Raw genomic sequence first — 21286 nt, forward strand, 5'->3', positions numbered from 1 at the left:
CGGTATAAACGTGGTTCTCATTGGTCTTCTAGTCTCGGCACAACAAACCAAAAAGAAGTCACGCCATTTTTCGACTCAGCGCCATAATCGAAGGCGTGAGAAGTCAAAATGGTTTTCACGATCGCTAAGCCGATGCCGGTTCCTTCTTTATGTCCTGCTTGATGTTGGACGCGTTGGTATCTTTCCCAAATGAGTTCGAGTTGTTCTGGAGGGATATCTTTTCCGGGATTGATGACAGCAACTTTTGTTCTTGTAGATGTATTCGTTAATTTGATCAAAAGACGCTCGTTTTTAGGTGTATGGTTGATGCCATTGTTTATTAAATTACGCAAAACCTGTTCCATTTTGATGCGATCAAAAAGAGCAATTCCATTCTTACTATCTGCTTCAAAATCGACAGTGATGTCATATTGATTGGCGATCCCTCTTGCGTAGGCAACGACGGAGGAAACCACCTCGTATGTATTCCAGATTTCATTTTTAAGCTGTGTATAGCCTGCTTGCATGATAGAGAAATCCATGATGTCATCAACCATGGCACTCATACGGTGGGCTTCGCTGATAATTAGTTCCATATGTTCTTTTCGAAGGCGTTCGTCACTTCCAGAAACATCACGTACCATCTCCCCATAACCCGTGATCAACGCGAGGGGGGATCGTAGTTCATGAGAAACATTGGCAATCACTTCTTTTCGCAACACGTCTACTCGCTGAAGTTCTGTGCTTAAGTCCGCAACAGATTCAGAAAGTGTACCTAATTCATCGCCACGGTTTAGTTTGGGTACGGAATAAAGCTCTCCGTTGGTTAAGCGGATGATGGCTTCTTTGATGGTTTTGATCGGGCGAATAAAATGCTGTGCTAAAAAAAAGGAGATCGTTGATGCAAAAATTGTTAATATGATGGTGAATAGAAAGAGTTGCTGTCGATTCATGCTTTGAAGCGCTTCGATTTGAGTGATCGTATTGGAGAGCAAAAGGGCAGCTGGGCGTTGGAAAAGAGTCGTAGGAACGCCAATAAGAATGGCAGAAGACTTTTCAAAGTCTTCTACAGCACTAAGGCTCTCACCGTTAAGGACAGTGGGTGCATGAGATAACAACCAGCTGTATTCGTTGCTCAACCCATCTATGTTTAATTGTTGTCCATTGTTAAATGCCGCCAGAATTTCGCCATACTCGTCGACTAAAAAAAGAGTCCCAACGATCGTTTTACTGAGGAAAAGCAATGGATCTTCTGGTAAATCATCTGGATCTACTGCCATTTCTTCAACAGCGGCTGCTGTTTCCTGAACTGTTTCTAAAAGTGATTCTTTCGTTACATTGATATAATTTGGTTCAAAGAGCAAAATTTGAACAGTCCATAAAAAAGCAATGCCAATGATGACCAGCAGCATATTGGCGGACCAAAGCCGCACGAGTAATTTACTTTTGATGTAAGTAAAACCTAACCGACTAGTCTTCATAATCAAATTTATACCCAACGCCCCAAACCGTTTGGATCAACTCTCGGTAATCCCCTAGACGCTCTCGCAAGGACTTGATGTGTGTATCCACTGTTCTGGTATCACCGAAATAATCGAAGCCCCAGACACCTTCTAAAATTGATTCTCGGCTCAAAGCAATATGATTATTTTTTGTCAAATAGACCAGCAGATCGAATTCTTTTGGCGTAAGCGGCAGAGGATTCCCTTTGATCGTTACAGTATGAGAAAAAACATTGACTTCGAGATCGCCATAAACGATCTTTTCGAACTGAAATTGACTACTTCGTTTCAACACAGCTTTGATGCGAGCCATCAGCTCTTTAGGGCTAAATGGCTTGGCGATGTAATCATCAGCACCAAGATTGAAGCCAAAGAGTTTGTCATACTCTTCCTTTCGAGCGGTAATCATGATTACTGGCGTGTTACAGCTACCTCTGATTTCCGAAAGCGTCTGAAAGCCATCTTTTCCCGGCATCATGACATCTAGGAGAATCAAATCGAATGAATGATTGGTTAATTTTTCCAAAGTTTCTTTTCCATCTGATGCTTCAAAACATAGATACCCTTCGATCTCCGCATAAGTTTTCACTAGGGCACGCATATGAGTGTCATCATCGACAATCAATATTTTTTGCAATTTTATTCACATCCTTAAAAATAATTTATATTTTTTAAAGTATATCACAGCATAATCGCTGAATTAATAGGAAAATGACTCTTTGAAAAATAATTGTTCTTTCCCTCACAAGATCATCACAAATACCCAATACTATAGAGGTATATTCGATCGAAAGGGGCGCTTTGGCGATGTATGACTATCATATAGTCAAAAAGAAAAAAGCGAAGAAAAATCGTAAGCTAGTCGGTCATTGGTTATACATAATCAGTCTTGCGCTTTTTATGGGGTTTTCTGCACGTTTGATTTACATTGTTCAAGTCGGCGTGATTGCTGGCGTCTCTTTGTCTGAAAGAATAGAAAATTTGTATTATAGTTCACGATCCATCGAAACAAGTCGAGGGGCAATTTTTGATCGGCAGGGGACAGTGATCGCACAGGATATTCTTTCCTATACTGTTCGAGCGGTTCTTTCTGAAGATTACATTGATAATGGACGACCCATGTATCTTGACAGAGAGCGCTTTGAGGAGACCGCAACGATTCTTTCGGAGTATTTACCTATTTCTAACGAGCAAGTTTTGTCTATCTTGACAGACGGTGCGAATCAAATAGACCCGCCTGTCTTTCAAGTGGAATTTGGCAATGTTGGCAGTGGTCTAAGTGTGACCACTCGAAATCAAATCGAAGCGGCGTTTGATGCAGCTGGAATCAATGGTATCTATTTCGATGCTCGTTCAAGTCGCAGCTATCCGAATGGCATCTTTTCTTCACATTTGATAGGGACAACGTCAGATGATGATGAAATTCGAGTCGGAGTTTCTGGATTAGAATATGTACTGAACGACTTTTTGAAGAATCAAAATGGGCGAGAGTCTTTTCAAGTCAATGCTTCAGGGAATCCTGTTCCTGCAACCAATCAAATGGTAGAAGAAGGCGTAGATGGGAACGATGTTTGGACGACATTAGATGCTCATCTGCAGTTATTCACTGAATCAGTGATGGATGAGGTTATGGAACAAACACGACCAGAGAATCTGACGGCTTTATTAATGGATGCGAAAACTGGAGAGATTTTAACGATGGCTCAAAGACCTAGTTTTCATCCAGAGACCCAAGAAGGAATTGCGGATGAGCACTTTATTTGGCGTAATCTTTTTACGGAAGAGATGTATGAACCAGGTTCGACCTTGAAGCTGGCAACCGTTGCGGCAGCGATTGATGAAGGTGTTTTTGATCCGACGGAACGCTACAATCCTGTGAGTATGCAGATTGAAGATCGAGTCATCAACGACCACGACTCAGGAGCAAATGGTGAGTTGACGATGCGGCAAGCGTTAGCTTGGTCAAGCAACACTGGGATGGTTCGACTTCAGCAACGGATCGGTTTTGATGCATGGGCGCAGTATTTAACTGATTTTGGACTAGGGAAAGTTACAGGAAGTGAGCTTCCCGGTGAGGTGCCTGGTATCTTACCTTCAAGAAATCGGGTGGATTATGCCATGAGTTCTTATGGCCATGCGATTGGGGTCAATCAGATGCAGATGATGCAGTTATTTAGCGCATTTGCCAATGGTGGCGAGATGATTCGTCCGCAATTGATTCGGCAAGTGGGAGAAGAGATCCAAGTTTTTCCAGAAGTCGTTTCTCAGCCTATTGCACAAACAGCGGCTGATGCTGTATTGGAATACATGACCGATGTAGTGACGGATGAACGCTATGGCACCGCTTATGATGTATACCAACTGACGAACCATGAGATTTCTGTCAAAACAGGGACTGCTCAGATCGCCAATGAGAATGGTCAAGGTTACATGACAGGAGAGTTTGATTATATTTATTCGGCGGTCTCGATCTATCCAACGGATGATCCACAGTTTATTCTTTACCTCACTATCAAGCGACCAGAAGAATACGATCGTCATACCTTAGCTAAAATTGCCAATCCTTTGATGGAGCGTTCGATGGCGCTGCAAAGTTTTCGTGAGTAAAAAAGTTTCTTAACAGGAGCTTAAAAAGACATAGACCATCTAAGAAGTTTCATGCTGCAGCTGGTCAATTTTCCACAGGAATGATAGTCTTTAGAAAAGGCAGGACGGGTTATCAGCGATCCAATCTAGGGATGAATGAGTGGATAAACGATCGCGCTACAGCTAACACATAATGATTCATTGACGGAGGTGTCATATGAAAAAAATAAAATTCTTAATCAAAAGCATTTTTCTCATCGGGCTTCTTTATTTTGTAAGCCAGATGATTACATGGCAAGACGGGCGCTTGGCATTTTGGGATGCTCGACTCAACGAGATCACTCAATCTCTCTCGTCCCAATTTTCTCCTTCACAAGACACTTCAGCCAGGCCATCGGTAGAAACACCTGCCCAGACATATTTATATAATGAATCACGACAAGTGATCGAAGAAACCTTTGGAGAAGCGATCAATGAATCAGCGAATAGGTATGGACTGAACTGGACTTCCTATCACGATGATTTTCGTAACTTCATGATGGTGATGTACGATGAACATGATATTGCGCAAGGGATCTATACGAATCAAGACCCGATTCTTATCGATGACACGCTAGGTATCGGGTCTTCAAAAGCAAGCGTTCGTAATCAGATGGGTACGCGCCAAGAAAGTCTACAACGAGGATCAAGACGGTATCGCATCGATTCCGATGCCGACTATGATCTGTTCTTACAAGACGATCAATTGATTACTTTTTTCTATGATGTTCATGCCGAAGATACAGTGACTGCGATTCAAATCATCAATCGCTCGCTAGAAACACGCCATGCGAATGATTTTCGCCAAAATCAAGCCGCCATTTTAAGCGGCTTACGAACACAGTTATTTGAATTAACGAATGCCACCCGAGTGAAATTTGGTTTGTCGCCCCTTGGATTCAGTGAAGCAACCAGTGAGACTGCCGTGAAGCATAGCCAAGACATGGCAGAACATCGATATTTTGACCATATTGGGTTAGATGGATCGACTCCATTTGATCGGATGCAAGAAGACGGGATCAGCTTCACTGCTGCAGGGGAGAATTTGGCATTTGGCCAAGCCAGCAGTATTTACGCCCATCAAGGTTTAATGAATTCAGAGGGACATCGGGCAACGATTCTAAACGATGAGTATCAATTTCTCGGGATCGGTATTGCGATCGATACCAGCGAACAGCCATATTATACAACGTTGTATCACCGAGGATCGGCGTCGTAAATTCCTGAATTGCTTGAAACTGATTAGTTAAAAAACACTGCTCATTTGAGATTGCTGCGTTAGCAGCATCAAGTGAGCAGTGTTTTTTTGTCGATAAAATGGTGTGCAGCAGTATTGTTTAGTTTTGACGGTAGGCATGAGGAGAGCACTGATACTTCTTTTGAAACAGCTTATAGAAGAATGAGACATTTTTATAGCCGACTTGGTGTGCGATTTGTTCCACAGGTAGGGAAGAGTTTCTCAACAATAAACTGGCTTGATTGAGTTTTAATTCTTGAAGGATCGTCACAAAGGATCGACCAAGCTGCTGACTGATACGGCGACTCAAATAGCTCGGGTTGTATCCAAATGTCTCCGCAACCGAAGCTAGTGTGCAAGTAGCGAAATGTTTCTCCAGATAGTCCAACACTTCTCCGAGGTACAATTGGTCGCTGTTTTGCGACTCGATCCGTTGCTTTTCCTGGAAGTTACGAACGAGTTCGGAAAAAATAATGATTATATAGGAATGGATGACCTCATGAGAACCGAAGGAGGGGTTGAAGAACTGGGCCAAGACCCCGAAAATCGCATCAATCAAATAGTCGTTGTTACTCGTTTCAAACACTAGGTATTGATTGTGCTTTTGGCTTTCAGATAACGCATTGATGGCAAAATCGGCGATCATGCTATTGGATGCTAACCGACTGAGCATCTGCGTGGAAAAGTACTCTTTGCTGATCAAAAAGTTAATAACAATGTCGTCTTGATTTGTTTCGATAATTTGGTGGATCACCCCTGTATCTAGTAAGCAAAAGTCACCTGCCTTTAGGATCACTTTTCTCTCATTGATCATAATTGTGACTGTTCCAGAAAAAACATAATTCATTTCGATAAAATCATGCTGATGTAGTGGCGTAGAAGAAAAGCGTGCATGTTTTAAAATCAAGAGCTGGCTTGTCTTAAGAAATCCGCTATCTTGCGGCCGTTTTCGTATGAGACGAGAAAGGTGTTTTTCGAATGTATATTGGTAGATTGGCTCATTTTTTTCAGTGTAGACTTTCTTAAAATCCTCATAATTGTATGGAAGAGATTGCGTCTTTTTAAGGGCTATTTCTTCGGTAGTCGTCAATTGTTGTAACTGCTGCAGAATGTTCTGTTTATCCATCGCTTTCTCCTTAGGTAAAAAATAGTCAATGAAATAGTAGAGTATCGTCATTGAAGACAGGTAGAGATAGTATATAATACTTGTATGATAGCGTTATCAATTATCATAATCCGGATGATAATAATAGTCAATAGTACCAGCAAATTCGAAAGAAATGGGGAATCACCATGAACCACGACAAACCATCATTAGGGGATAAGATCCAAAGTACCCTTGGTCCATTTGCAAGTAAAGTTAATGGGAATATTTATATTACTTCAGTTAGGGATGCAATGTTAGCTTACATGCCATTCACCTTTATTGCGTCGATCTTTTTAATTATTGCTTTTTTTCCGATCCAACAAGTGACCGATTTTATTACTATGGTGTTGCGAACAGAAGATGCTAGTGTCTGGCAAGAGAAATTGCTCTATGTCAACAATGCCACACTCGCAATCGGTGGTTTGCTAGTTGTCATTTCCCTCGCAAAATCACTGGCAGAAAAACTTGAAACAAACGTTTTGCAATGTGTCTTAACTGCTTTTGTTTCCTTTTTACTATTAACACCGTTGGATGCAATGGAAGCAGGGACTTTTTTAGATATCACCCGCGTTAGCGCGCAATCGATGTTTTTAGCGATTATTGTCGGTATTTTTAGTACAGTTCTTTATAAAAAAATTGAGGGTAAAGGAATCAAAATCAAAATGCCAGCAGCGGTACCACCAGCTGTTTCTGGTCCATTCGAATCGGTGATTCCATCTTTTCTTGTCATCACGACGATTTGGGTCATCCGACTCATCATCGAAGCCTTATTTAACAGTGATGCCATGACGTTGATCAATGGGACCCTTGGTATTCCATTAACTATGTTAGGTGGCTCCCTAGTTGGAATGGTCGTTGTGAAAATTTTCGAGCAATTCCTATGGTTTTTTGGCCTTCATGGAACCTCGATCATTCAAGCAGTGATGGACCCAATCCATCAAGTCCTTGAAGACCAAAATCGTGTGGCATCAGTGGCGGGAGAGATTCCAACGAATATTATCAGTATGAGTTTTCGGAATCATTTTGCTTCGATTGGCGTCGTTGGTGCGATCATTGCTATTTTGATCGTAGCAAAAAGTAAACAGTACAAAGAGGTTGGAAAAATTGCTAGTGTTCCTTATATTTTCAATATCGGTGAACCAGCGTTGTTCGGGATACCGTTGATGTTGAATTTCAGTTTTATCATTCCTTTTGTTTTTGCAAATGCCGTCACAACGATCGTCGCTTACTTTGCTTTTTATTTCGGGCTAGTCCCGATCCCAACTGGGCTTGCGCAAATTCCGTGGACGACTCCGCCGATCATTAGCGGCTATTTTGTCACTGGTAGTATCATGGGCGCATTGTTACAAATCGTCTTGATCGTGATCGCAACGATGATTTGGTTGCCATTTATCAAAGTTGCTGATAAGCAGATCTGTGTTGAAGAAGCACAATAACCCACGAAAGGAGCAGCTTATGAAAGAAACGATAACCATCAACGGAATGACAAAGCCATTAACAGTGGATTTAAATGATCCGATCCTTATTGAATGGTCGATGACCAATCACCAAGGCTACCGATTGCAAATTTTCAATGAACAGCAGCAAGCAGTGTATGACGTTTCCAACATAGCCGCTTCTGAGAATAAAATGGCGGTCCACTTGCCACAGCATCTGCAGCGAAAAAAATATCAAGTCAAATTGACCGCCGGAGCAGGAAACGATGTCACCAGTTACAGTAGTGTGTTTTTCACGATAGCAAAGCGTGAGAAACCTAAAGAAACTATGGGCAAGTGGATCACTCGCTTAGATGATCCTATTAAAAAAGAACGTTTTTACTTTTCAGAAGAGAAAAATAGCTGCTTGTCTCGCTCTTTCACACTGGAAAAGTGTCCTTCCTATGCAGTGATTGATTGCTGCGGGCTTGGTTTTTATCGCTTGTCTGTTAATGGAAAAACGGTATCAGATGTTTATTTAAACAGTGATGTAACGAACTATGATCGAGTCGTCTACTATGATACTTATGAGTTAACTGATTTTTTACAGGAGGGAGACAATCGGATCGAAGTTGAACTTGCGAATGGCTGGTACAACCCTGCTCCGATTGAGATTTTAGGTCGGTATAACATCCGCAAACAACTAGCGATCGGCAAACCCTGTTTCTGGGGGGAGCTTCAGTTAAATGATGGAGGAGAGAATCGCTACATTTACTCAGACAATCAGTGGCAAAGTAGTTTTGGGCCTTATTTGCAAAACAATCTTTATATAGGAGAAATCGTTACCGATGTACCTGATCCTCGTCCAGAAGGAAAAACGGTACAAATTGCTGGACCCGCGGGACGTTTTAAGCCAAGCTTTATTCCAAAAATCAAGCGCACACAATCGATCGTTCCCCAAAAAATGACCGAAACTGCAGCGGGACTGCTCATTGACTTCGGTCAAATCATCAGCGGTCAATTTACTTGTACTCTTGAGGAAGATTTCATTGGTCGGATCAGAATCAGCTATGCAGAAACATTAGACGAGCAAGGCAGCCCTGATTATACGTCTACGATCAGTGGAACTTATGGCGTCTACGATCCCTATGAAGGGAAGCAGCCAGATGATCCTATCGTTCAACGAGACATCATTGAGAAAACGGCAGCGAAGACGTTCGTTTTTGAAAACCGTTACACGTATCATTCCTTTCGCTATGCGTTGATCGAGACGAAACCTGCTGACAACCTTCAAGCGATTGTAGGAGCAATCAAAGCCTATCGCTTGCATACGGATGTGAAATCGTTGGTGACACTTGAAACCTCCGATCCTTTCTTGGATCAGTTATGGGCGGTTGGACAAGCCACGCGGTTGAACAACATCCACTCTTATTTTGAGGACTGCACTCGTGAGCGCTTTGGTTATGGTGGGGACATCGTTGCGTTACTACCAACGCAGATGGCAGATCTGGCGATTGAGCCGTTGTTGGAAAAAGTGTTGTGGGATTTTGCCAACGACCAACGATCGGATGGTGCAATGACTGCAACTGCGCCATTTGTAGGAATCATGACAAATGGTCCATCAAATGGTGGTGGTGCGTTAGGGTGGCAATTGGTAGTTTCAGAGCTTGCTTTGGCCTTGGTGAAGACCTATGGAAAACAAGCAGTGGTTGCCAAGCTGCGTCCACAGTTGGAAAGGCATCTCAACTATTTACTCGCTTTTGATTTTGATTATATCGCCCAGTGCTGTCTCGGCGATTGGGGAGCAATTGATGAAACTCAGCAAAACGGGGTTATTACTTCGCCAGATCAGTCCTTTTGCTCTGCCTGCATGTATCTGCTTTTACTACAGCGTTACCAAGAATTGATCGACTTGAGGATCATTGGTAAAGAGGACTATTGTCAGCGAGTGACAGCAGCGATCCAGTACACGACACTGCAAATCAAACAGAAGTTTTCTAAAGAAAATGAGCAATACGGTGCGGGCACCTTGTCTAGCATGATCTTTGCAATGAAGACAGGACTCAGTGAGAAAAAACGAATATTGCCAAAACTAGTACAACGGATCAAGCAGCAAGAGGGTATTTTCTCTTTCGGCATCTTCGGGATGGCATGGAGTTATCAGTTGCTGGCTGAAGCTGGCTATAATGATATTATTTTTGATTGGTTAACGAGGAAATCTGCGCCTAGTTATGCAGCAATGCTGGCAAGCGGAAACGGCACTTTGATGGAACATTTTCCAACGCCGCAACATTCAGCCACTTACGAGGGTTCGTTGAATCATGCCATGTTTGCTTCTTATGGGTATTGGTTTGTCCGTCATTTATTAGGCATTCAGATGACAAGCGCTGGGATACTGATACAACCAGCCTTCGATGTACCTATAGCCCATGTCAAAGGCTCCTTACAAAGTACGTTTGGATTAGTAGCTTTAAGCTGGGAAAAGACTGATCGTACCGTTCGCTTAACGGTGGAGTTGCCACGAACATGTGGCTATGAAATCAGTCAGATGAAAGGTTTTAGAATAGTCAGTGAGAAAATAGAAGATGAGGGGGGGCGAAAAAAAGTTTCCTGCCTATATACGATTACTACTTAGCTAGTGAAAAAGTCGATACGTGGAAAGTGTTGACTTTTTTTCTGTCGTTTACTATCTTTTGCGTATTTCATCTATGAGGTGGTGAAAATGGATCGATGGAAGCTGTTCAAAGACTATTGGCGATTTGCAGTTGGTGGTGCTGTTTTGATGGTGTTGCTGATCATCTGGTTTGTACCGTTCTCGCAAAAAAAAGAAACAAACTGGCATTCAATGGCAGATGCAGCAGGTCAATCGTCTGAAATGGGGGAAGGTGGAGCCCTTCAAGAAGATAGTCTTCACGATGAAGAGTATGAGATCGTTATCGATGTCAAAGGGGAAGTGCACCAACCGGGAATTTATCGCTTGAAATCAGGTGCGCGGATGTATGAATTGATCGAACAAGCAGGTGGTCTGACAGAAGAGGCGTTAGAAACAGCCATAAACTTAGCACAAGTGCTACAAGATCAACAGATGGTGATCGTCCCTCATAAAGAGGATCAAGCGTTTATGGAGATGAATGCTTCAGGAGTAGGTGGCAGCCAAACAGCAGTGACACAAATCAATCTGAATCAAGCCAATGCACAGCAACTGCAAGAACTGCCAGGTGTGGGTGCCAAAAAAGCAGAAGCAATCATCGCTTACCGAGAAGAATATGGCTTTTTTAAACAGATTGATGACCTAAAAAAGATCACAGGCATCGGAGAGAAGACCTTTGAGTCCTTGAAAGAGATGATTACAGTGGCGGACTGAACCAAATAAATGTAAGAAATACTAAGAAATGACGGTTGAAAATTCAAGAAATTCGATTAGAATAGAACTAATCAATGACAAAGGAGCAAACGAATGAGCAATACGAGAATCCCATGGGACCAGTATTTTATGGCACAAGCTGTATTACTGTCTTTACGCAGTACGTGTTCCCGACTTGAAGTCGGCGCTACATTAGTCAAAGATCGCCGAATCATCGCTGGAGGCTACAACGGGTCCGTCAGTGGCGATGTACACTGCATTGACGATGGCTGTTATGTTGTCGATGACCATTGTATTCGGACGATTCATGCAGAAATGAATGCCTTATTGCAATGTGCAAAATTAGGGGTGTCAACAGACAATGCGGAAATCTATGTGACGCATTTTCCCTGTCTTCCCTGTACGAAAGCAATTTTGCAAGCAGGGGTCAAAAAGATCCATTATTTGAATGACTATCGCAACAATCAGTATGCAATGGAACTGATTCAACAAGTAGGTGCTTCCGTCCACCAAGTTGAACTCGATCCGGTGTATTTTGAAAAACTTTCGTTTGGTGTGCTGAATGATGCACAACCAACAAAAAAGAACTGATTCATTTTTATTTCTTAGTATTATTTTTGCTTGTTCGGTGACTGCTTACTATCGGCAGTCCATCTTACTGGGACTCATTGCACTTTATTATTTCGGGATGCTTGTCTTAAAACGACAAGCATTTTTGTGCATGATTTGTTTTGTCGGACTGTTGCTGTTAAGTGTCCGCGTTTCTCTTTCTCGGACTGGGAACATACAAGAAGGTGAGTATCAAGGGGTAGTCAATGTGCTGCCAGACACGATCAAAATCAATGGCGATCTACTTACATTTGAAGCAAAATCCTCTGCAGGTAAAGTGATTGGCCGTTACACAATTTCTTCAGAGACTGAAAAACAGCAATGGCAGGATCGATCCGATTGGGGGAGAAAGCTGCTGGTGAAAGGATTTTTTTCTCTTCCTGAAAAACCACGAAACCGCCATGGATTTGACTATTCTGCCTATCTGGCTAGTCGATCAATTATTGGCACAGTCCATATCGAGCAAATGGTAGGGATGGAAGAAGCAGATGCAGGCTTTTCACTTGCAAAAGTTCGAGCAGATGTTATTTCTTCTGTTCAACGAATCTTTCCTGAACGCTCAGCTGCCTATATCAATGCGTTGCTCTTTGGTTTTAAAGACCATGGCTTTCAAGAAGTACGTCAAATGTATCATGCTAGTGGCTTATTGCATTTCTTTACGATCTCAGGAATGCATGTCGTCTTATTTTTCAAATGGTTTCGCGGATGCTTCTGCCGATTGGGGTTTACGCAAAAAGAAATGCTGTTGCCAATGGGGGTCTTTTTCTTAGCCGTAATTGGTCTTTGTGGCGGCGGCATTAGTGTCTGGCGTGCTGTCTTGGCATTATCGGTTACTGAAGTAACAACTCTTTATCAACAACGGCTATCGGCAAGTGATCATTATGGGATCGTCTTAACGGCTCTTTTATTCATTGATCCCAAAGTATTGCTTCAAACATCGGGGCAACTAAGTCTTTTGATGACCTTCCTGATAGTAATGCAGCGACCGATCAAACTGACGTGGTTTTGGCGTAGTCAGTTCCTCACGGTGCTGGCTGCGCCTGTCATTGTCTCGCTCTTTTATGAATTCCCATTATTTGGGGGCTTTTTGACGTTTGTCTTTTTACCATTTTTTCAATTGGTTTTGCTGCCAGCCTGTTTCGTAATTTTCATTGCTGGGACACTTTTCCCAACCATCAGTGGGCTGATTGCCCTTTTTGAAGGGCTTTTGCTGCTTATGGAAGTTGTCGTGGGCGCTGTAGGAGGCGTGTCGATAACGGTGGGTGCCGTTCCTGCAGGATTGGCTGCTAGTTGTTGTTTGCTCAGCTTGCTCTGTTACCAAAAGAAACGGTGGCTGCTGGTGATCTGTTTTTCGCTTGTTGTACCAATCGTCTTTCAGAAGAATCGCGTTTTACCCACCATTAGTTATGTCGACGTTGGTCAAGGCGATAGTATCGTTTTACAGGCAGAAAAAAATCGCGAAGTTTATGTGATCGATACTGGAGGTTCTCTGTCTTTTCCGAAAGAAAACTGGCAAGAGCGCAAACGACAAGCTGCCGCGGAATCTACACTGATTCCTTTTTTGAAAGGGGAGGGAGTCAGGAAGATTACTGGTTTGTTTCTAACTCATGGGGACACGGACCATATGGGGGACGCACTAGCCTTGATGAAGGTGATCCCCGTTGAAACGTTATATCTCGTACCAGGAAGTGAACAAGATCACCGCATCGCCAAGCTATTAAACGAACTGCCTAAGCAGACAAACGTTGTTTGGACGACGATTGACCAAGTGGTGGGGGATTCCCTTCAGTTGCAAGTATTGGCACCAGAATCAGGTGCAGGACAAAACGAAGATTCGCTGGTGATTAAAACCAAGGTAGGGGATAAAACATTTTTGTTTACTGGCGATCTCGAACAAGCAGGTGAAAAAAAGTTGATTCATGATTATCCGAATCTTAAAGTTGATGTATTGAAACTAGGGCATCATGGCAGTCGAACCTCGACGGCACCTGAGTTTGTTGCGGCAATAGATCCCCAATTCGGGATCGTTTCAAGTGGACGGAACAATCGGTACGGGCATCCTCACGAAGAGGTGCTTCAAACATTGGCAAATCAGACCGTTTTGCGAACGGATCAGCAGGGCATGATCCAATTTATTTGGTCTGAAAAACAACAAACATTTTTGATAAAAACGCTGCTAGACTATCCGATAGACTAATGGTAGGATAAGAATGAAAGCGGGGGGGACGATGGAATTACAAAAAGCGTTGCAAGCAATTCGAACCAAGGAGTTGCAATCGATTTATCTAGTCATCGGCAGTGAAATGTTTTTACAAGAGCAAGTTCGCACGGCCTTTTTGGAGCGTTTTTCCGTTGGGAAAGATGATCTGAATTTTGCTTCCTTTGACATGGAGAAAGATCCCCTTGATATGGTGATCCAAGAAGCTCAATCGTTGCCTTTTTTTGGCGATCAGCGATTACTTTTCGTTGAGCGGCCATTTTTCTTAACGGCTGAAAAAAAGAGCAATGCACCTGAGCATGACCTAGATGATTTTTTGAATTACATCAAAGACCCATTGGAATCATCGGTAATGGTGATTTTTGCAGATGTCGATAAATTAGATGAACGGAAAAAAATTACTAAGCAGCTGAAGAAAGCCGCAGTTGTGATTGATGTCGCACCTATGAAAGAAGCCGACGTGCGTCAGTATCTCCAACAGTCGTTGGCCAATGATGGCATCGAGATGAGCCGAGAGGCGTTTGATTTGTTTTTACGGTTAACGGATCTGCAACTATCAAAAGCGATGCAGGAGTTACAGAAACTACGATTGTATGCAGGAAACGGCAATAAAATCACGAAAGAGATCGTCTTGCAGTTGATCCCTAAGACGTTGGAACATAATGTCTTTGAATTAACCAGTGATGTCTTAAAGGGGAACGTATCGGATGCGTTGCGCTTGTATGACGATCTATTATTGCAAGGGGAAGAGACGATCAAGATCAATGCTATTTTGATCAGCCAAGTCCGTCTACTGTTACAGGCAGCGATTTTGATGAAAATTGGCTACCAGCAAGCCAATATCGCAGAAACGTTGGGGATTCATCCGTACCGAGTGAAGTTAGCGATGCAGCAAGCGCGAGGCTTTGGAGAAAAGCAATTAGCGGAACTCTATAACGAATTGATCGAAAATGATTACTTAGTAAAAAGTGGCCAGATGGACAAAGAGTATTTGTTCCAGCTATTTGTTTTAAAACATGGCAAACAGTAAGTCAAAAAGAAAGGCGCAGCAATCGATGATTGCTGCGCCTTTCTTAATTTGCTTATTTTGCAATTTTTTTACTTAAACGAGATTTGTCGCGACTAGCTTTGTTCTTGTGGATCAATCCTTTAGTCTCAGCCATATCGATTGCTTTAACAGCATCTTTATATAACGCATCTACGTTATCAGCACCAGCTTCAACAGCTTGATCAAATTTTTTGATTGCTGTACGCATTGTGCTTACTTGAGATGAATTCTTAGCATTAGCCGCTTCGCTTGTGCGAACACGTTTGATTGCAGATTCAATGTTTGGCATGTATTTCACCTCCGAAAAAAAAGTTCAATTACGTTTAGAAAACGTATAAATCAACACTAGTCATTATACCTAATGCCAAGAGTGATTGCAATAAAAGTTGTAAAGAAATTTTACTTAACACAAAAATTTGTTTTTTGACCGTGCTATTTTTTGCTTTATGGTTTTAAAAAATGCTTCTTTGCACATTTTTTACTGAATAGTTATAAAAAGTTTACACAGAAAGAGCTTTCTATGCTATGATTACTTCGGAATTTTTAAATGGGGGAATCTATGTGAATATCGCTTTATTTCTAACGATTGTCTTGTCATTAGGGGTGATTTTCGTCAACGGGTGGACGGATGCGCCGAATGCTATTGCAACCGCTGTCTCCACGAGAGTCTTACGCCCGAATATCGCCATTGGCATGGCAGTCGTCATGAATTTCTTAGGTGTGCTGGTGATGACGTATTTTAATGCGCAAGTTGCAGAAACCATCAGTAATATTGTGACTTTTGACTCAGGCGGGAGTTTTCGGGTCTCACAGATCGCATTAGCCGCTGCCTTGTTTTCAATTGTTGTTTGGACGGTCGCAGCTTGGTATTTTGGGATCCCAACCAGTGAATCTCACGCATTGATTGCGGGATTGACAGGGGCTGCCATGGCTCTGGGTGGTTTACATGCAGTCAACGGTGAAGAATGGATGAAAGTCTTAATCGGTCTCGTTGTGTCTACGTTAATGGGGTTTATTGGTGGATTTTTGATCACGAAACTGATCGTATGGCTCTTTCGCGATACCCAACGGCGAAAAGCCAACAAAATTTTTACGGTTGGTCAAGCCATCGCGGCTGGTGCCAATGCCTTCTTGCATGGTGCCCAAGATGGACAAAAATTCATGGGTGTGTTCATGTTAGGCCTTTTTTACAACAATCTTGCTGAAAAGACCGGCAATGGCTTTGCCATCCCACTGTGGGTGATGGTTCTTTGTTCCTTGACCATGGGGATCGGTACATCGGTCGGTGGGATGAAGATCATTAAATCAGTGGGGATGGATATGGTAAAACTGGAAAAATACCAAGGCTTTTCTGCAGATGTTACTGCAGCAATCTGTTTGTTCTTGTCTTCCGTATTTGGTATCCCAGTTTCAACAACGCACACGAAAACGACCGCTATCATGGGCGTTGGAGCGTCTCGGCGTTTTTCTAGCGTTGATTGGCGCATTGTAAAAGAAATGATCTATGCTTGGATTTTAACCTTTCCTGGCTGTGGATTGATTGCGTTTCTAATGGTCAAATTTTTATTGCTAATTTTGTGAGGAGAGAAAGTAATGGCACGAAAAAAAGGATTCGATTATTTTGCAGCAATGGAGCAGTTGGCGACGAACGGCCATTTAGCTGCCAAACGTTTTTCGCTTTTGATCAACGATTATTCTGAACGAGCATTGACCGAAGCAGCAGCTGAGATTCATGCTTTGGAAAAAGAAGGGGATAAAGTGATCGCTGAGCTAACCAATGAGTTATATGATTCATTTATCACCCCTATCGATCGCGAGGACATCCTAGTCATTTCAGAGCGTCTAGATGATATTTTGGATGGCATTATGGGACTGACTTATTTATTTGAGAATTTGGTCATTACGAAGATCCGCCCTGAAACCAACTTATTTGCTGGAATGATCGTTCAAGCGACACAAGGCGTTGAAACGGCCTTAAAAGAATTTCCTAAGTTCAAAAATTCAAAAACATTGCGTCAAATGATTAATGATGTGAATACGATTGAATCAGAAGCAGACCGTTTGTATTCAAAAATGAAAAAAGCGTTATTCACAGACGAAACGGACGTTCTTGAAATCATTAAATGGAAAGATGTTTATGATCGTTTTGAATCAATTATCAACGACACCGAAAGTGCGGTGGATATTATTGACGGTATGGTAATCAAAAACACGTGAGGAACTAGAGACCTTTCAAACAAAAAAAGAGCAACTCTTGGGCAGGTAAGTGCCACAAGAGTTGCTCTTTTTGCTTATAATTGGATCAGCCAATAGCCGATCAAAATGATTCCTAAAACGATACGATACCATCCAAATACGGTAAAATCGTTACGCTTGATGTAGTTCATCAAGAAACGGATCGCGATGATCGAAACGATGAATGAGACGATGGTTCCTGTTAATAAGATGACGGTTCCTTGGAAATCAAAGGCATTGCCATCTTTCAAAAACTTGAAGATTTTCAAGGCACTGGCACCAAACATGGTGGGAATACCTAAGAAAAATGAAAATTCAGCAGCAACATAACGAGAAGCGCCGATCATGATAGCACCTAAGATAGTAGCACCAGAACGAGAAGTTCCTGGGATCAATGCCAATACCTGGAACATGCCGACAATCAAGGCCGCTTTGTAGGTGAATTTGTTCAAATCGGTACATTTCGGTGCTTTATTCTTGTTTCGTTTTTCAACTACGATAAAGCCGATCCCATAAACGATCAAGACGATCGAAACGGAGAAAAAGTTGTAGAAGTGCGCATCTAACCAATCATCTAACGGCAATCCGATAATAACCGATGGCAAGACCGCAACAATAACTTTAAACCATAACGTCCACGTATCTTTTTTCTCTATTTCATTTTTTTGTGGGGAAAAAGGGTTCAGTTTATGGAAATATAAGTAGACGACTGCTAGTATCGCGCCCAATTGAATGACAACATTGAACATCGTCATAAATTCGGGGGTAACATTCAAACCGATAAATTCGTCGGCAAGAATCAAGTGACCAGTGCTGCTAATTGGCAGCCATTCCGTGATCCCTTCAATGATCCCAAATAAAATCGCTTTTATAAAATTTGTAAAAAACATTGGTCCAGTCCTTTCTATGACAAAATACAACTCTTAGTATACCGTTTCCTGATTCGAATACCAATCTTTTTCCTAAAAAAAGAGGGCAGTTTTTAAAACAAAAACTGCTCCTTTCTTGAAGAAATTGATTAGCCGTCAGAGGTTTCTCTTAGGACAAAAGCTCTTGAGAGAGCGCTAAGCCTTTTTTGATGTATTCTGTGTTACCAACTTCGGCGATGGTAAAGCTGCCGTCTTCGTAGATCAGTCGAGTGACCGAACCATTTTCAATATCCATACGAACATTGTTCTCATCATTGATCAGATGCAAAAGAAAAGCGATCGTTAAGCCGTGAGACACAACTAACGCATTGCCGCCGCCTTTTTTCTCAACGCGATAGGCGATATCTTCAAACCCTGTTTTGACACGTTCGGTCAAAACATCAAAGGTTTCCGCCCAATTGGCTGTATCGGCGTGGTAGATCGCATTGGCGATCGCCTCAAACGTGACATGATTAGCAATCATCTCATCATAATCAGGAAAATCAAGAATCCGCGGCAGAACGCCCCACATTTCTGCATCATAGGCCCCTTCAAGGGAGCCAAAGCACCATTCACGAATCCGTTTGTCGATGTGATAAGGGATCTCCGGTCCTCTGACATGTTCACCCAGTATCAGACGCATGGTTTCAATCGCTCGACCGCTGTCACTGGATACTGCTTCTACAAAATCCACATCGCGTAACCCAAGGCCTAAATAGTGGATGCCTTGTTCACCGGTTCGAGTCAATGGTGTGTCACACCAGCCTTGCACCCGCTGCAATGTGTTAAACATTGTTTTTCCGTGACGCACGACATACAATTCCGTCTTTGCCATAACTAGTTATTCCTCCTTTTGATTCGTCATACGTTTATGCGTTAAAAAACGGATTGGTCCGTTTCTCAATTTCGATCGTTGTTGGTTCTCCGTGGCCAGGATAGACCGCCATTTGATTCGGTAAAACAAAGAGTTGCGTTTGGATGCTGGTCAACAATTGTTCCAAATTTCCGGTTGGCAGGTCTGTCCGACCAATGCTACCTTTAAATAAGGCGTCTCCGGAAACGACAAAATTGTCAAAAATAAAACTGACGCTGCCAATGGAATGACCCGGGGTTGCAACAACCTTAAAGGACATGCCAGCTATCTCGTGCTCTTTCAACTCTAGCTCGAATTCAGCTGGACGTGCGGTGATGGTTCCTAATTCAGGATGACGGCCAGAAAGGTTTTTCATAGGATCACTTAGCCATCCTTGCTCAAGCGGACTCACGTAAACGGGGATCTGATAATAATCCCGCAAATGGTCAACTGCGCCGATATGGTCATAATGAGTGTGGGTCAATAAAATCGCTGCTGGTTTTGCGCCTGTTTTTTCGATCTCAGCGATCAATCTCGCTGCTTCTGCTCCAGGATCAATAATCAACAAAACATCTTCTTTCCAAATTAGGTAACAATTTTCTTGAACGGGTCCTGTCACTAAACCAATGATTTTCATGCTAAAACCTCCTAGGATCACAAATACTTGTGTCTGACTATAAGTATAGCTTAAAGTATAAGAGGAAACAAAGAAAGGTTTTTAGGAGTGAAAAATTAATGATAAAAACGATAAACGCAGAAGACAATCGTCAGGCAGTCTGTCAATGGCTAAATCATTCAACGAAAAAAACAGAGGCAGTGAGTGCCTTTTCCGATCAAGAGCAGCTTTCATTTGCTTTTTTTGACAATCAGGATCAACTTGGTGGGGTGATTGGAAAACGGACAGGCAATACGATCCATATTCAATTGTTAGCAGTTGATCCAAGCCATCAGAATCAGGGGATCGGGAAACAATTGATAAAAGCACTTTTTGATCACGGTAAAAAAGCGGGGTGTCGTTCCGTGACGGTTACCACCCAAGACTACCAAGCGCCGCAATTCTACCAAGCAGTCGGCTTCGAACCGTTTGCTGTGCTTACGGATACACCTGTGCTTGGCACGGATAGGCTTTACTTCGTGAAGATGCTGTGATCAACCTTTGGCAGGCAGGTGATAAGGATAACCAATAGTTTGATGAGAGAAAAGCTTAGAATTATTGTGGGAATTCGAAAATTTTTCTAAGAAACTGCATTAGCAAAAAACTGCTGTTATACTAATTAAAATAAGAAAGCGTTGATTCGTTTGAAACGGGTCTAGTTTTTGACGAAAGCATGAACATTCTTCGTGACCAACTTCGAGGAAAGTGTGTGATCTGTATCTTGCGTTAGTTTTGATTGGTATACCTCAACTCTTTGTAAGAAGGTGTTTTTATGAAAAAATCCCTGCAATTTTTTTTCACTCTATGCTTCGCCGCGCTCGCTTTAGTGAGCTGTGGCCAAGAGGAGCTAACCATCAACGATTCGAAAGAAGTTTCTGAAACTGTTACTTCCGCCTCAAAAACGGTTGAAAATGGCGACCTTGATTTGATGCTGATCCAAGATGAGAGTGTCATCTTTCCGCAAAGCCAAGGGGTTTATGATTTTCATGAGAATGAGTTGACGATCGTTAAGCAGTATTTGCCGATGGCAGATTTAGAAGATAGTTCAGCCAGCTTTAGTGATGTTGCCTTGTATGAAGGACAAATCGAAAGTGATTTTCAGCGTCATTTTTCCCATTCAGAGGTACAGTTGTCCAACGACCCTTATCAAATTTATGAGATCACCTATCAAGATGCATCATACACGGTTGAAGGGAAGCATTTGACGATCAAAGCAGATGGACGGACCTTTGAGTTCACCTTAGATCTAGACAATCAACAAGCTTTTGACCAAAATGGTGTCAGTTATGATATTCAAGTCGATCAATAAATATCTTTCAAAAAATAGCCCTGCTTTACTTGCTTAGGTGAGTAGAGTAGGCTTTTTTGTAAATCCTTCGCCAAACCCATTTTCTGGAAGAAAAAATGAAGTCAATTATCTGATGAGTAGGTGTTTTGTTGCAAGTGGTTTTTTCATGGTGATAAAACCTGTTTGGATAGGATACTCTCCGC

Annotated in this window: 19 protein-coding genes; 12 read left to right on the top strand and 7 right to left on the bottom strand. The window is 42.3% G+C overall.

Annotated features, from left to right (window positions below):
- Positions 1 to 17 precede the first annotated feature (17 nt).
- Together A5883_RS06060 and A5883_RS06065 are read right to left on the bottom strand one after the other, a co-directional pair.
- Positions 18 to 1460, bottom strand: a complete 1443-nt coding sequence (locus tag A5883_RS06060; protein WP_016620842.1) for a HAMP domain-containing sensor histidine kinase — start codon at positions 1458 to 1460, stop codon at positions 18 to 20.
- Positions 1450 to 2118 (bottom strand): response regulator transcription factor, encoded by a 669-nt coding sequence (locus tag A5883_RS06065; protein ID WP_005236299.1) that lies wholly within the window; start codon positions 2116 to 2118, stop codon positions 1450 to 1452. Before A5883_RS06065 ends, A5883_RS06060 begins: the two co-directional genes overlap by 11 nt.
- Positions 2119 to 2288: 170 nt before the next feature.
- On the opposite strand from A5883_RS06065, the gene A5883_RS06070 reads away from it, so the two are divergent.
- A complete protein-coding gene (locus A5883_RS06070) occupies positions 2289 to 4088 on the top strand; it encodes a penicillin-binding transpeptidase domain-containing protein (protein ID WP_016620841.1) in 1800 nt (599 codons plus the stop codon).
- A gap of 196 nt (positions 4089 to 4284) precedes the next feature.
- Positions 4285 to 5325 carry a CAP-associated domain-containing protein gene (locus A5883_RS06075; protein WP_086338153.1) on the top strand — a complete coding sequence of 347 codons (1041 nt, stop codon included), beginning with the start codon at positions 4285 to 4287 and terminating at the stop codon, positions 5323 to 5325.
- 118 nt (positions 5326 to 5443) lie between these two features.
- Here the strand turns inward: A5883_RS06075 and A5883_RS06080 are convergent, their stop codons facing one another.
- Complete coding sequence (locus A5883_RS06080) at positions 5444 to 6469, bottom strand: AraC family transcriptional regulator (protein ID WP_176323954.1); 1026 nt, start codon at positions 6467 to 6469, stop codon at positions 5444 to 5446.
- A 167-nt stretch (positions 6470 to 6636) separates the two neighbouring features.
- Here A5883_RS06080 and A5883_RS06085 point away from each other — a divergent pair, with 167 nt between their 5' ends.
- From A5883_RS06085 to holA, 6 genes are all read left to right on the top strand, one after another.
- Positions 6637 to 7926, top strand: coding sequence for a PTS sugar transporter subunit IIC (locus A5883_RS06085; RefSeq protein ID WP_016613379.1), 1290 nt, complete (start codon positions 6637 to 6639; stop codon positions 7924 to 7926).
- 19 nt (positions 7927 to 7945) lie between these two features.
- A complete protein-coding gene (locus A5883_RS06090; RefSeq protein WP_176323955.1) occupies positions 7946 to 10540 on the top strand; it encodes a family 78 glycoside hydrolase catalytic domain in 2595 nt (864 codons plus the stop codon).
- 87 nt (positions 10541 to 10627) lie between these two features.
- Positions 10628 to 11269 (top strand): helix-hairpin-helix domain-containing protein, encoded by a 642-nt coding sequence (locus A5883_RS06095; protein WP_008381358.1) that lies wholly within the window; start codon positions 10628 to 10630, stop codon positions 11267 to 11269.
- A 93-nt stretch (positions 11270 to 11362) separates the two neighbouring features.
- Complete coding sequence (locus tag A5883_RS06100; RefSeq protein WP_005236270.1) at positions 11363 to 11860, top strand: ComE operon protein 2; 498 nt, start codon at positions 11363 to 11365, stop codon at positions 11858 to 11860.
- Positions 11832 to 14075: a DNA internalization-related competence protein ComEC/Rec2 gene (locus A5883_RS06105; RefSeq protein ID WP_086338155.1), complete on the top strand. Its 2244-nt coding sequence runs from the start codon at positions 11832 to 11834 to the stop codon at positions 14073 to 14075. The genes A5883_RS06100 and A5883_RS06105 overlap by 29 nt, the downstream gene beginning before the upstream one ends.
- 31 nt (positions 14076 to 14106) lie before the next feature.
- Positions 14107 to 15126, top strand: coding sequence for a DNA polymerase III subunit delta (gene holA / locus A5883_RS06110; protein WP_303393667.1), 1020 nt, complete (start codon positions 14107 to 14109; stop codon positions 15124 to 15126).
- A gap of 52 nt (positions 15127 to 15178) precedes the next feature.
- Here holA and rpsT read toward each other — a convergent pair whose 3' ends face one another.
- A complete protein-coding gene (gene rpsT, locus A5883_RS06115; RefSeq protein ID WP_005230162.1) occupies positions 15179 to 15433 on the bottom strand; it encodes a 30S ribosomal protein S20 in 255 nt (84 codons plus the stop codon).
- Positions 15434 to 15669: 236 nt separating this feature from the next.
- Here rpsT and A5883_RS06125 point away from each other — a divergent pair, with 236 nt between their 5' ends.
- Together A5883_RS06125 and A5883_RS06130 are read left to right on the top strand one after the other, a co-directional pair.
- Entirely contained in the window at positions 15670 to 16725 is a 1056-nt protein-coding gene (locus A5883_RS06125) for an inorganic phosphate transporter (RefSeq protein WP_005236263.1), read from the top strand.
- Positions 16726 to 16737: 12 nt separating this feature from the next.
- A complete protein-coding gene (locus A5883_RS06130; RefSeq protein WP_008381351.1) occupies positions 16738 to 17361 on the top strand; it encodes a DUF47 domain-containing protein in 624 nt (207 codons plus the stop codon).
- Positions 17362 to 17435: 74 nt separating this feature from the next.
- Here the strand turns inward: A5883_RS06130 and A5883_RS06135 are convergent, their stop codons facing one another.
- From A5883_RS06135 to A5883_RS06145, 3 genes are all read right to left on the bottom strand, one after another.
- Entirely contained in the window at positions 17436 to 18269 is an 834-nt protein-coding gene (locus A5883_RS06135; protein ID WP_005236259.1) for an undecaprenyl-diphosphate phosphatase, read from the bottom strand.
- A gap of 148 nt (positions 18270 to 18417) precedes the next feature.
- Positions 18418 to 19122 carry a histidine phosphatase family protein gene (locus tag A5883_RS06140; protein ID WP_005236258.1) on the bottom strand — a complete coding sequence of 235 codons (705 nt, stop codon included), beginning with the start codon at positions 19120 to 19122 and terminating at the stop codon, positions 18418 to 18420.
- A gap of 34 nt (positions 19123 to 19156) precedes the next feature.
- On the bottom strand, positions 19157 to 19777 hold the full coding sequence (locus tag A5883_RS06145; RefSeq protein WP_086317359.1) for an MBL fold metallo-hydrolase: 621 nt from the start codon (positions 19775 to 19777) through the stop codon (positions 19157 to 19159).
- A gap of 98 nt (positions 19778 to 19875) precedes the next feature.
- On the opposite strand from A5883_RS06145, the gene A5883_RS06150 reads away from it, so the two are divergent.
- Both A5883_RS06150 and A5883_RS06155 read left to right on the top strand, forming a co-directional pair.
- Positions 19876 to 20289, top strand: coding sequence for a GNAT family N-acetyltransferase (locus A5883_RS06150; RefSeq protein ID WP_008381348.1), 414 nt, complete (start codon positions 19876 to 19878; stop codon positions 20287 to 20289).
- Between the two features lie 278 nt (positions 20290 to 20567).
- A complete protein-coding gene (locus A5883_RS06155; RefSeq protein WP_005236248.1) occupies positions 20568 to 21104 on the top strand; it encodes a hypothetical protein in 537 nt (178 codons plus the stop codon).
- Positions 21105 to 21286: the final 182 nt, after the last annotated feature.

Source organism: Enterococcus sp. 5B3_DIV0040, from assembly GCF_002140755.1.
Taxonomy (GTDB): Bacteria; Bacillota; Bacilli; order Lactobacillales; family Enterococcaceae; genus Enterococcus_D; species Enterococcus_D casseliflavus.

Bases quoted from the DNA above. Each gene is read 5' to 3' on its own strand.
- A5883_RS06090 (WP_176323955.1), top strand. From the start codon at position 7,946: ATGAAAGAAACGATAACCATCAACGGAATGACAAAGCCATTAACAGTG.
- A5883_RS06070 (WP_016620841.1), top strand. From the start codon at position 2,289: ATGTATGACTATCATATAGTCAAAAAGAAAAAAGCGAAGAAAAATCGT.
- A5883_RS06085 (WP_016613379.1), top strand. From the start codon at position 6,637: ATGAACCACGACAAACCATCATTAGGGGATAAGATCCAAAGTACCCTT.
- A5883_RS06130 (WP_008381351.1), top strand. From the start codon at position 16,738: ATGGCACGAAAAAAAGGATTCGATTATTTTGCAGCAATGGAGCAGTTG.
- A5883_RS06150 (WP_008381348.1), top strand. From the start codon at position 19,876: ATGATAAAAACGATAAACGCAGAAGACAATCGTCAGGCAGTCTGTCAA.
- holA (WP_303393667.1), top strand. From the start codon at position 14,107: ATGGAATTACAAAAAGCGTTGCAAGCAATTCGAACCAAGGAGTTGCAA.
- A5883_RS06095 (WP_008381358.1), top strand. From the start codon at position 10,628: ATGGATCGATGGAAGCTGTTCAAAGACTATTGGCGATTTGCAGTTGGT.
- rpsT (WP_005230162.1), bottom strand. From the start codon at position 15,433: ATGCCAAACATTGAATCTGCAATCAAACGTGTTCGCACAAGCGAAGCG.
- A5883_RS06105 (WP_086338155.1), top strand. From the start codon at position 11,832: ATGATGCACAACCAACAAAAAAGAACTGATTCATTTTTATTTCTTAGT.
- A5883_RS06080 (WP_176323954.1), bottom strand. From the start codon at position 6,469: ATGGATAAACAGAACATTCTGCAGCAGTTACAACAATTGACGACTACC.
- A5883_RS06060 (WP_016620842.1), bottom strand. From the start codon at position 1,460: ATGAAGACTAGTCGGTTAGGTTTTACTTACATCAAAAGTAAATTACTC.
- A5883_RS06140 (WP_005236258.1), bottom strand. From the start codon at position 19,122: ATGGCAAAGACGGAATTGTATGTCGTGCGTCACGGAAAAACAATGTTT.
- A5883_RS06135 (WP_005236259.1), bottom strand. From the start codon at position 18,269: ATGTTTTTTACAAATTTTATAAAAGCGATTTTATTTGGGATCATTGAA.
- A5883_RS06100 (WP_005236270.1), top strand. From the start codon at position 11,363: ATGAGCAATACGAGAATCCCATGGGACCAGTATTTTATGGCACAAGCT.
- A5883_RS06125 (WP_005236263.1), top strand. From the start codon at position 15,670: ATGATTACTTCGGAATTTTTAAATGGGGGAATCTATGTGAATATCGCT.
- A5883_RS06155 (WP_005236248.1), top strand. From the start codon at position 20,568: ATGAAAAAATCCCTGCAATTTTTTTTCACTCTATGCTTCGCCGCGCTC.
- A5883_RS06145 (WP_086317359.1), bottom strand. From the start codon at position 19,777: ATGAAAATCATTGGTTTAGTGACAGGACCCGTTCAAGAAAATTGTTAC.
- A5883_RS06075 (WP_086338153.1), top strand. From the start codon at position 4,285: ATGAAAAAAATAAAATTCTTAATCAAAAGCATTTTTCTCATCGGGCTT.